At 38.8% G+C, this 11,491-nt stretch carries 9 protein-coding genes; 7 read left to right on the top strand and 2 right to left on the bottom strand.

Annotated features, from left to right (window positions below; genetic code table 11):
• Nucleotides 1-119: 119 nt before the first annotated feature.
• The 3 genes from RAO94_06695 (at nt 120) to RAO94_06705 (ending at nt 1,871) form a co-directional block, all read left to right on the top strand.
• Complete coding sequence (locus RAO94_06695) at nt 120-761, top strand: hypothetical protein (GenBank protein ID MDP8322019.1); 642 nt, start codon at nt 120-122, stop codon at nt 759-761.
• Between the two features lie 223 nt (nt 762-984).
• Complete coding sequence (locus RAO94_06700; GenBank protein MDP8322020.1) at nt 985-1,266, top strand: GNAT family N-acetyltransferase; 282 nt, start codon at nt 985-987, stop codon at nt 1,264-1,266.
• A gap of 50 nt (nt 1,267-1,316) precedes the next feature.
• Nucleotides 1,317-1,871, top strand: coding sequence for a nitroreductase family protein (locus tag RAO94_06705; GenBank protein ID MDP8322021.1), 555 nt, complete (start codon nt 1,317-1,319; stop codon nt 1,869-1,871).
• A gap of 428 nt (nt 1,872-2,299) precedes the next feature.
• On the opposite strand, the gene RAO94_06710 is transcribed toward RAO94_06705, so the two are convergent.
• The gene (locus RAO94_06710) at nt 2,300-2,467 is read right to left on the bottom strand and encodes a hypothetical protein (protein ID MDP8322022.1); all 168 of its coding nucleotides are present in this window, start codon (nt 2,465-2,467) and stop codon (nt 2,300-2,302) included.
• Between the two features lie 360 nt (nt 2,468-2,827).
• Here RAO94_06710 and RAO94_06715 point away from each other — a divergent pair, with 360 nt between their 5' ends.
• The gene (locus RAO94_06715; GenBank protein ID MDP8322023.1) at nt 2,828-3,838 is read left to right on the top strand and encodes a S41 family peptidase; all 1,011 of its coding nucleotides are present in this window, start codon (nt 2,828-2,830) and stop codon (nt 3,836-3,838) included.
• Nucleotides 3,839-3,926: 88 nt separating this feature from the next.
• On the opposite strand, the gene RAO94_06720 is transcribed toward RAO94_06715, so the two are convergent.
• Nucleotides 3,927-6,380 carry a LamG-like jellyroll fold domain-containing protein gene (locus tag RAO94_06720; GenBank protein MDP8322024.1) on the bottom strand — a complete coding sequence of 818 codons (2,454 nt, stop codon included), beginning with the start codon at nt 6,378-6,380 and terminating at the stop codon, nt 3,927-3,929.
• 469 nt (nt 6,381-6,849) lie between these two features.
• Between RAO94_06720 and RAO94_06725 the strand changes: the two genes are divergently transcribed.
• The 3 genes from RAO94_06725 to RAO94_06735 all read left to right on the top strand — a co-directional run.
• Nucleotides 6,850-7,119 carry a hypothetical protein gene (locus RAO94_06725; protein MDP8322025.1) on the top strand — a complete coding sequence of 90 codons (270 nt, stop codon included), beginning with the start codon at nt 6,850-6,852 and terminating at the stop codon, nt 7,117-7,119.
• Nucleotides 7,120-7,438: 319 nt separating this feature from the next.
• The gene (locus RAO94_06730; protein MDP8322026.1) at nt 7,439-10,405 is read left to right on the top strand and encodes a T9SS type A sorting domain-containing protein; all 2,967 of its coding nucleotides are present in this window, start codon (nt 7,439-7,441) and stop codon (nt 10,403-10,405) included.
• 456 nt (nt 10,406-10,861) lie between these two features.
• Nucleotides 10,862-11,491: hypothetical protein (locus RAO94_06735; protein MDP8322027.1), on the top strand; the 630-nt coding region annotated here is incomplete at its 3' end.

Here is an 11,491-nt window from a genome sequence, read left to right on the forward strand (position 1 = left end):
CACTCTGATCAACCATTGCGGAGGTTTAGCAACCATTCGCAAGGTTTTGGTTGGGAGCAAATATTAATTTAATTTGACTGATTGGCAGGCAATAATCAGACTGTTAACAGGAGAGATCAATGTTATTATATGCGATATTTTACTTTGCTTGTATAGTTATTGCGGGACGGAAGTACTGGCAGGAAGAGCAGAGCAGTTTAGGTTTTATAGCAGGAGCTTTGCTGGGACCTGTCGGTGTGGTTATTGTCTATTACATGCCGGGCATACTTTCTAATTCATTTGTCACTAACCGTGTGGGTAAGTATGACAACAGTCTCAATGCTGCTGATCTGCTAAGTTTTACGGGTGTTTATGAAGACCAAAATCGATTGGAAGAGATCAAAAAGCGTCAGGTAGGAGCGGGATTTCAGGTAAGCAAGGTTTATATGCCGGTAACTAATGGCTGCTTTATTGCCATGCTTACACCTGTAGCGATGTTTTTTATTGCGTTTGTTTTTCGTTTTCTGGTTCACCCTGAACCGGCAAGTTTCGGAACAGTTATAGATTCCAGTCTTACATTTTTGATTTTCTTTATTCCCTTTGTTCTTTGTCTTAGTAATAAGCGTACTAATTATATTTGTCCACGCTGCGGTCATATTCATCAGGTGACCAGTCAATTTGAAAGGTTTATGGGCATTTTCAAAGACTTTGATCCCAATGAAACCGGCTGCCGTGAATGCGATTATCTGCCTTCACGAGACAGGGTGATCACGGTATCATAGCATTTTTCCATTAAATAAATTGAAGACATTTAATAAATTGCCCAACGTATTAAGGTTGCAAAATGAATGGATAAGAGTTCATTAAGGACTTAATAATACAAGAGCAAAGTAACAATTAGTTTTGCGAAAGTGTTAAATTAGTTATATTATATGTAAATAGTTATAAATATGATAGATAAGACATAAGTGAGATGTCAGGAGTGCTGAATTATAAGGAGTGTAGATGAGAAATGAAGTGATACACGATATTGAGAGGAATCAATTTTATCTGGAATTTGAGGGTAAACGGGCATTTTTGGATTACAAAGAGATCGATGATAAGTTACTGGAATTTCACCGGACTTTTGTACCGCGAGCTTTGCGTAAACAGGGTTTAGCCTCGTTAGTGGTCTATGCTGCCCTGGAATATGCCAGGAATAACGGAATCAGAGTAATTCCCGCCTGTTCCTTTGTGAAACACTTTATAGAAACGCATAAGATGTTTCAGGATCTGGTGGCAATCTGATCATTAATTGAAGTAATAAAAATAATAAATTGGATAATCTGGAGATATAGATGACAGTTAAAGAAGCGATCGAAAAAAGAAGGTCATTGCGTTCTATGGGTAAATTAGAGGTTACCGATGAACTGATCAGAGAACTGGGTGAAAGTGCACAGCTTGCGGCATCGTGTTATAATAATCAGCCGTGGCAGTATGTGTTTGTGTATGAAGCGGGTAGATTGAAAGAGATGCAGGGAGCTTTGAGCAAGGGTAACGATTGGGCAAATAAAGCAGGATTGATAATTGCGGTATTAGGCAAAAAGGAAGATGATTGCGTGATCCATGACCGTGAATATTACCATTTTGATATTGGTATGGCGACGGCTCAGATGATATTACGGGCAACTGAGATGGGTTTAATGGTCCATCCTATAGCGGGGTATAGTCCCAGAAAAACCAGGGAAATATTGCAAATACCGGAAGATAGGGAAGTGATAGCGCTTTTGATAGTGGGTGGAGAACCTGAAGGGATTGATGAGGATCTATCTGAGCAGCAGAAAGCAGGGGAGTTGGAGCGTCCGGAACGTAAGAAGCTGGACGAGTTTATCTTTCATAATCAGTATAAATAATTCGTGACCAACCATTTTGAAGATATCAGCCTATGCATATCTCCGAAATTTCAACGATATTTATCTCAATTGTATTTTTGATTATTCCCCGGTAGGGGATAAAGAAGCATAGACTCCGGTGAAACAAAGTGCCACCGGAGGTATAAATGTCTATTGTGACGCCCCTTCCTCATCCAGCGCTGCGCGCTGGATGAGGAAGGGGATGACGTGTTTTTTCTTTATTCCTCTGGTTGCAGAGTACTGCTACCAGAGGCTATGCATCTTAAACCCTTACCCGGGACATTAGAATAAAATGTGAAGTATCGTTCTATCAACAGATAACTTAGCCTATATAGAATTTTACAAAACAGGGGGATGCCAGTTTGAAATTGACCTGTCTAAGACCTTACGAATGGTCTTGTACCTTGGCAATGTTGACCGATATCAGTTCAATAACTAAGCTCTTTCAGGAATTTGATCCCATCTCTTATTTCCACACCATGTTTCATTATTTCTGTTTTTAGTTTGAAGACTATTTGAGTTGCCGGGATATTGTATTTTTCCTTGAAGTAGAGCAGGTTTTTGGTTGGATTGTTTTCTGATAGTTGTAACCCCATAACTGACTGAATTATTAGGTGTCTATCCGTAAAAATCATCATATATTACCTGACAATTGCTCACCGTAATGAGAATTTGTCACGATAATTGCTCAATACGGTGAGCAATTGTCAGGTTTGTTAACTGTGAAAGCAGAGTTGAATTTTAACAACTCAATATACGCCTAATACGCCTTCTAAGCCTAATTTGTTCGCTACGCTCTGAAGTGAGCCGTGAACATAGTGAATGATCAATCTGGAAAGATTGATCTACGTTTTGCCTGGCATCATATTTTAATTGTCTTGTAAGGTAATCGTTGACAATGAATTTGATTAATTCTAAGTAGATTACGTAGAGAAAAATAATACGGTGGTAAATTAATGACAAAGATTTTGAATGATGTTTTGACAATTGATGCTGATACTAGGGCTGAGGTTGTAAATAAAGTTGCGGAGATAATGCGGGATATATTTGTATTTCCGGAAAGTGGTGTGGAGATGAGTGATTTTGTTTCAAAGAAGCTTGCTGGTGGTGAATATGATGAGTTTGGTGAGATCAAGCCATTTTGCTCCAAACTAACAGAAGATCTGCGATCAATTTGTCATGACAAGCATCTCTTTGTGTTTTACAATCCGGAAGAAGCTGTTGAAGTACGGGCAGCTAAAAACCTGCTTTCAGAAGCAGAAACTGCCAAAGTGAAAGCTATGTACAAGGTCTGGTATGAAAGGCAGAATTACGGATTCCAGAAAGTTGAGATTTTGAAGGGTAATATAGGTTATCTTAAGCTCGATACTTTCCCGGGAATTAGGGGTGCTGATACCTGTATAAGTGCAATGGGTTTTCTGGAAAATACAAATGCGATAATTATTGATCTGCGTGATAATGGTGGTGGAGAAGGATTTGATGGGCTACTTTCGAGTTATTTTTTTACTGCGGAAAAGGTTCTGCTGGGATCGGCAAAATATCGTGATCCTGCTCTAAACACAGAAAGCTGGACATTGCCTTATGTCCCCGGAAAGCGTCTGCCAGAGATCGATCTTTATATTCTGACAAGTTCACGGACATTTTCCGCTGCGGAAGGATTTACTTATGACCTTCAGCAATTAAAACGGGCAGTTGTGGTGGGTGAAACCACAAAAGGTGGAGCACATCCCATTGATGTACTGATAGTTAAAGGTGATATTTTGACACAGGTTCCGATAGGTTGCTCATATAATCCGATATCTAAAAAGAACTGGGAAAAAAGCGGAGTGATACCGGATATTGTTACGAGTGATGATGCTGCATTGAAAACTGCTCATATTACTGCTTTGGAGAAGGTGATTGGGAAGATTGGGGATGAGGAATATAAGAAGCAACTTAGTAAGGTTTTGGAGGGTTTGAAAGTTTAACCCACTTTGTGCAGTAGGATTTCACAAATAGCGCTAAGTTTCTGGCAGAGGGAAAGCAATTACGCTTTCCCTCTGCTATCATATGACACTATTTCATCAATATCATCTTCTTGATAGAAGAATAATTTTTTGTATCTAGTTTATAGAAATATATTCCGCTGGGAACATCGTTGTTGTTATTATCCTTTCCATTCCAGGTCTCGGAGTAATAATCGGCATTTTTTGTTTCATTGACCAGAGTTTTTACCAATTGTCCCCTTGTGTTATATATCCTTATGCTTACTTTTCCCGGTTCATCGATAGTGTATTCGATGATCGTTGTTGGATTGAACGGATTTGGGTAATTACCTTTCAATTCAGTAACCAGAGTCAGGGTTCCATCCTCAATTCCAGTACTCGGGGTAAGTTCAATATCGAGACCTAATGTTTCATTTGGCAATATTACAATATCTTCGGGATAAGTATAGAACAGATAATCTTCGTGTTCACAAGTCAATTGGTATATTCCCGGAAGGATATCGAGGGAAAAATCCCCTTGAATATCTGTTATCGCCTGTAGGGTGTCTAGTGCAATTATCGCATTTTCCACGGGGATCATTGTTTCGCTATTGATCACTGTTCCCGTAAGTGTTCCGTTTAAGGGGATCAGCTCAATATCGACATTTACCGTTTCATTTGCTATGACATTGATAATTTCGGGATATGTAAAGAGTTGATAGTCTTCATGTTCACAAGTCAACTGATATTCTCCCTGAAGGATATCGAGTGAAAAGTTTCCCTGAATATCTGTCATTGCCAGATATGTACCCATGGTAATTAACGCATTTTCCACAGGTGTCATTGTCTGGCTGTCAATCACGGTTCCTGTAACAGCTCCGTTAATCGGGATCAGCTCAATTTCGAGTTCCAGTGTTTCATTTGGTAATACGATAATATCTTCGGAATATGTATAGAACAGGTAATCTTCGTGTTCACAGGTCAATTGATATTCTCCAGGAAAGATATCGATCACAAATTCTCCATGAACATCCGTTATTGCCTGGCATGTGTCCAGTGTAATTATTGCATTTTCCACAAAAGCCAATGTTTCGCTATTGATTATGGTACCTTCAACAGTTCCATTTGGAATGATCATCGGATAACCTTCTGTCCATTCCGCCCCATTGATCAATCCTGTATGACCATTTCCAGTAAAGTCAATTGCCTCATTTCCGCTTCCAGATTCAAATCTCCATAAGGCAACTAATCCCGGTTCCACTCCAGTTAAAGGAATTGTCATATCGCCAAAAATCTCTTCCTCTGAATGAGCAACATTCCACAGGCGCACTTCATCAATGACGCCATTCCAATGCCTGTCAACATAGCTATCCCAGTGAGAGCCAATTCTTATATCTATATTTGACGGGATAATCGAGCCGTCATAAGGTGTGGAACCCTCCTCAACACCGTTTATGAAAATTCTAATTGCTGATCCATCGAAAGTTCCTGCAACATGTGTCCATGTATCTAATGGTATTGAACCTGCTGGAGCACTTGCGCTTAGCCAGTTGTTATTTGTGCCGATCTGGAATTGAGGAGTATTTAAATCAACATAGTTATCTATTCTCAAAATATAACCTGCTTCACTATTTGACCAATCTTCGTTTCCAATTATTGTTGGTATATCGGTTAAAGAATTCAGCTTTACCCATGCTTCCACAGTTATTGTAGATGTGGGATTAAGAGCAGGATCAGAAGACACCACCACTTCATCATCAATTCCATCGAAATAAAGGGCATTGTCATTCTCAGTATCGATATAGACAATTGTTACCTGGTTTGAAGATATGCTCTCAAAACCACCTTCATAGACTGCAGTAACATGATATGAATAAATTCCGAAGGCGATGTTTTCATCAGTGAAAAATAAATCAGTAACAATATCTGCATTGATCACTTCTTCATTATTATAGACATTATAACCGATAAGGTTAGTTTGTTCTGATGGTGGTTCCCAATCCATAATCACATCATTGTCAACCAAAACAGCCGTGAAATTAGTTGGAGGTAGATCGATAGCAGAGATGGCAAGATTAAAGATATTCCAGAAATCATAATTGGCTGAAGATGAGCCATAACTCCGAAATCTTAATTGAACTTCTTCCCCAATATAATCCTCTATAGAAAGCGTAAGCTCTTCTCCACCTATAACACCCCAATTTCCCTGTGTCAGGTTCCAGCTCCAAATAACGTCCTCTGAACCATTATAAATAATGCTGATCTCTCCCATCTCATCAACAGCGCTGTTTTCCTGAAGATATTGAGTGACAATGCATTCAGAAACATTTTGAGGTAAAGGTATCACTGGTGAAGTTGCTGAAAGATCGTAAGATGTAATTTCAGGTTCACCGGATAATATAAGCATATCATTTGCAATACTCCAATTATCATCAAAAGTCCAGGTTCCCGGATCAGTTTCAAAGGTTTCTGCCCAAATTATTGATTGAGAATACATAAATGAGGAAAAAAGTAGAAACAAAATCAATAACACTATATTTTTCATAATGCCCTCCATATTTATATAACTACCAGATCATAATAATGAAGCAATAATAAAAAATCAAGTCAAGAGATTTCTTCCTGATGGATAATTTGCTTGTGACGAGACTGTTCTGTCTTTGTTATTGATTTATCCCTGAAAGGGATTCACAATAATAGCCCCAGGTCGGCACGAAGTGACTACCTGGGGTTTATGATATAATAAGGCACCCCTCCCCCAAACACCGGCGTAGCCGGTGTTTGGGGGAGGGGAAGTAGTGGTGGGTATATTTTACCCCAGGTAGTTGAAATACAACAACCTGGGGCTATTATAGTTATTCCCCTGTCAGGGAATCTGTCAATTTCAGAAAAATTGACAGATATGATGCATATGTGCACTTTTATGTAGCAAAAATTGAAAACCTGCAACGATATCAATTACTTAAGTTGAACAGTCTCCTTGTGACCTTCAGCAATTAAAACGGGCAGTTGTGGTGGGTGAAACCACTAAAGGTGGAGCACATCCCATTGATGTACTAATTGTAAAAGGTGACATTTTAACACAGGTTCCGATTGGTTGCTCATATAATCCGATATCCAAAACGAACTGGGAAGAAACCGGAGTGATACCGCATATAGCGACTACTTCAGAGGAAGCGCTCCATACTGCACATATCACAGCATTAGAGAAAGTGAACCTTAAAACTACAGATCAGGAATATAAAGAAGAGCTGAATAAAATACTTGTGGATCTGAATAAATAATCTGAGATCAACCATTTCGAAGGTGTGAACACCATCCGAAAGGTTTTAGAGGGATAAAAAACTTAATACTTGAAATCAGGGATCAGATATTAGATTCTAATAATAATATTCATTCTAAATATTTATGGAACAAATTATGCACGTAAAACTAATGCAAAAGACGTTAACGTAAGCCGAAATTAATATAAGTGTTAAAAAGTGAAGAATAATTAACTAAAATCAGGCAGTGGGAGATGAAACCGTTTACGGGATGTATTGTTTGTTTACAATAATGTTGCCATTGTGTCAGTCGTGAAAGGATTGAATATTGGAGGCTCGGATGAAGAAATTATTTTTGTTATTAGTGTTATGTATCATAGTAAATTTAAGCGGTTTTATTTGTTGGGAAGAGAGTGGTAAACTGGTTCGTCCAGTATCAAATCTGAATTATTCCGGAGCAGTAACGACGCTTGTGGATGGCAGTTTTATGTTGCTATGGAGTGATGCCGGTAATGGCGAACAGCAGATGAAGATCCAGAAAGTGAGTGAGAGTGGAGATATTGAGTGGACAGAGCCGCTAATGGTTGTTGATGAGGAATTATATTATCCCAATGGAGAAATGATCTGCGAGACTACCAGTGGAGATGTTGTGATAGCGTGGCATGAGCAAACTAATCCGAGGGAAATGAGATTTCAGCGTTTTGATACAGCAGGTAACCGTTTGTGGGGCGAAGATGGTATAACCATATATCCAACAGCATCTTATTTTAGTCCAAAGTGGAAGATGATCAGCAGTGAAGAAGATGGCGTATATGTTGGTTGGGTTTGTAACGAGACAGTATATGGAATATATCTGGAGGAAGATGGCAGTATTGGAGAAAACTGGTCAGAGAATGGGGAAGTTATTCTTACCGGAGTTATGGACAATAGTATACAGGTGATCGGAGATGGATTTGGGGGAATAGTAATCGGGAGTCTATCTGAGAGTGGAAATGAGCTTATGCTTCAAAGGTGTGGTATCAATGCTGATCAATATTGGGGAATAAATGGCATAATACATGAGGAATTAGGCTCAGAGGATGATTTTGCCATATTGAACTGGGAAGAAGGAGAGTATGCAGTAATAGTGAGACAAGGTAACCAGTATCTGGTGAATCTAATAGATGCAAATGGTGATCTGGAGTATGCCGAAATGCAATTGGCAGGTGAGTTGAGTGAGGGAGCGAATGATAAACGGTTTATGGCAGTGCGAACATCCGATGCTGAACTTGGTTTGGTTTGGGTGGAGGATATTGGGTCAACCACAAAACTTGTTATGCAGAAATCAGCAATAGGCGGAGAATTAGAGTGGGAAGAAAGTAACTTTATATTTCCTTATAGTTCCAGTGAATTTCGGGATATAAATCTTTTAGCCGATAGTGATGGAGGCTTGAAAGTATTTCTGAAATACAGATATGATAATATAACCAACCTGATTTTATATTTACATTATGATAGTGATGGTGACCTGCTGTCAGGAGAAGAGCCCGTAATTATAGGAAATTCCTATATTTGTCCTTATGGCAGTAATGAATATGAGATTGGATTAGCAGCATCAGGAGTAACAGGATTATTCTGGAGGGAGTCAAGTGGTGACGAGGCAGATGATGTGATTCGGTTTCAGTATATAGATCCAGAGGATAATATATTATTTGAAGAGGGTGGAGATATCGTGCACAGCGTGTTATCAGGAAATATATATCAGTCTCTTATAGAGACAAATGGGGAGAATTCAATCATAGCCTGGGAAGATTCCCGGTATGGACATGATCAAATATATCTGCAATTGATAAATAATAATACTGGCGAAAATGAATTTAGCGAATTTGGTATACCATTAACAGACAGAACAGATGAATCACAGTATTTGGAATCATTATGTTTCAGTAATGATGGAGAAACTTTTTGCGTTAGCTTCACAATAAGCAATATAGATTCTCCTGAAGACTCCTGTGCAGTTCAGGAAATGGATCTGGCTGGTAATAGACTATTAGGTGATCAAGGTCTAATATTCAATAATGAAGAAGAGCATTGCCAAGATGCTTGCGTTGATGCTTATGAGAATGGTTTTACAGTTGCCTGGACAACAATGGATCCAACCTGGATGGAGACAGAAAACACATTATATTTGGAGCGGATAATTAATAATGAGCCAATCTGGGGTGATGGACTGGTGGTTTGTCAAACAGAAGAAGAAGATATAGTAGATTTTTATCTGGTTGGGGATAAGGTACTTTGGGCAAAGGAGAGTATGGCAGCAAGTCAATTAATGATCCAGCGTTTTGATGATAATGGAGAACCGGCAACAGGTTGGGGAGCAGAGGGATTAGAGATAGCTGCGAGCAATGAAAGCATCCATGGAATTCGTGGAAAAGAAATGATTGAATATGGGGAAGGTGTACTGGTTTTCTGGCGTGAATATATTGATAATGAAAGAAAGTATATGGGACAATATATAAGTGATGCTGGAGAAATTCTCTGGGAAGAAGGTGGATATGAATTATTGTCAGATAATCATTTTTCAATGAATGTGCAGGTTTATGAAGATAATATATATATATCATATCAAAATGTAGTGACAGATGAGATTGTGGTCGATAAATTTGATATGGATGGAAATTTTGTCTGGAGTGAGAGTCTGGCGGAATATAATTATAGAAAGTACTGGTGTTTAGATATTTGGCAGGATATTATGGTGCTTTACTGGACGGATGAGGAAGTTGAAATTTTTAATGATAATCTTTATGCCAAGATATTTGATATTGACGGAAATCTGTTGCCTGGAGTGCCTGATGAGGGTATCATAGTATGCCAGCATATATACACGGATATGTATGAACAGAGTCTGGCTGGTTCAGTGATAGATGAAGCGGGAAACAGTATCGTCTTATGGAAAGATAACCGTGGAGGGTTTTATCATGAACTTTCCCCTGCTGCTTTATTTATCCAGAAAATAGATTTGAATATATTAGATGTGAGTGAAGAAAATATTGAAGAATCTTATCAGGTGCAGATAAGCAATTATCCTAATCCCTTTACTGGCAGTACGACTTTGAGATGTGATCTGCCTCGGGAAGTCAAGGATGCCCAGATTGATATTTATAATATTCGCGGGCAAAAAGTGAGAAGTCTTTCTGCTGAAAGAAATGAAGTGGAGTGGGATTGCCGGAATGCTGCGGGTAAATTAGTGAGTACTGGGATTTATCTCTATCAATTATCAGGAGATGGGATTGGCAGCAAAGCATCGCGGATGATACTTATAAAATAAGTTAAACCTAACCTGAGCGTTGCTCAGATTAGGTTAAAAGTAATTAATAAAGACAAAATCGATAATCTGATAGCAGTTTATCGATTTTGTTATTTTCAGGAGATAATAATGATTGTTATTAAGGCACTTCTGCATTTCTTGTGTAATGATGGCGGTCGTTATCTGCGCCCCACCTGGCAGCAGAAATATTTTTGTTCAACCATTTCGAAGGTGTGAACACCATTCGAAAGGTTTTGCGGGTGAAAAAATGTTTGACTATTTGTGGAACAAATTATGCACGTAAAACCAATGCAAAAGACGTTAACGTAAGCCGTAATTAATATATGTGTGTAATTGTGAAGTAAAATAGACTTAAATCAGTCAGTGGGACATAAAACCGTTTACAGGATGTATTATTTGTTTACTATAATTCTACCACTGTGTCAGTCGAGAATAGAATGAATAATGGAGGATCAGATGAAGAAATTGTTTCTATTATTAGTATTATGTATCTTAGTGAATCTAAGCGGTTTTATTTCCTGGGAAGAAAGTGGTAAACTGGTTCGTCCAGAAGCAAATTTGAATTATTCAGGGGCAGTAACGACGCTTGCGGATGGCAGTTTTATGCTGCTGTGGAGTGATGCCGGCAATGGCGGACAGCAGATGAAAATCCAGAAAGTGAATGAGAGTGGAGATGTTGAGTGGACTGAGCCAATACTGGCTGTGGATGAGGAATTATATTATCCCAATGGAGAAATTATCTGCGAGACTTCGAGCGGAGATATTGTTATCGCATGGCATGAACATTATCCGATGATAATGCGTTTTCAGAGATTTGACACATCAGGTAACCGCTTGTGGGGTGAGCATGGGATAACCATAAATCCAACGGAATTTTCTCATCGTTCCAGGTGGGAAATGATCAGTAGTGAAGAAGATGGAGTGTATGTGAGTTGGGTTTACGGTGATACTGTTCATGGGCTCTATCTGGAGGCAGATGGCAGCATCGGTGATAATTGGTCAGAAAGCGGAGAATTGTTATTGACCGGTTTAATGGATAATAATATTGAGATGATAAAAGACGGTTATGGTGGGATAATAATAGGT

It is taken from the genome of Candidatus Stygibacter australis (assembly GCA_030765845.1).
Lineage (GTDB): Bacteria > Cloacimonadota > Cloacimonadia > Cloacimonadales > TCS61 > Stygibacter > Stygibacter australis.

What these genes read in the sequence shown, in the direction of transcription:
- RAO94_06695 (MDP8322019.1), top strand. Translation starts at nt 120, where the DNA reads ATGTTATTATATGCGATATTTTACTTTGCTTGTATAGTTATTGCGGGA.
- RAO94_06700 (MDP8322020.1), top strand. Translation starts at nt 985, where the DNA reads ATGAGAAATGAAGTGATACACGATATTGAGAGGAATCAATTTTATCTG.
- RAO94_06705 (MDP8322021.1), top strand. Translation starts at nt 1,317, where the DNA reads ATGACAGTTAAAGAAGCGATCGAAAAAAGAAGGTCATTGCGTTCTATG.
- RAO94_06710 (MDP8322022.1), bottom strand. Translation starts at nt 2,467, where the DNA reads ATGGGGTTACAACTATCAGAAAACAATCCAACCAAAAACCTGCTCTAC.
- RAO94_06715 (MDP8322023.1), top strand. Translation starts at nt 2,828, where the DNA reads ATGACAAAGATTTTGAATGATGTTTTGACAATTGATGCTGATACTAGG.
- RAO94_06720 (MDP8322024.1), bottom strand. Translation starts at nt 6,380, where the DNA reads ATGAAAAATATAGTGTTATTGATTTTGTTTCTACTTTTTTCCTCATTT.
- RAO94_06730 (MDP8322026.1), top strand. Translation starts at nt 7,439, where the DNA reads ATGAAGAAATTATTTTTGTTATTAGTGTTATGTATCATAGTAAATTTA.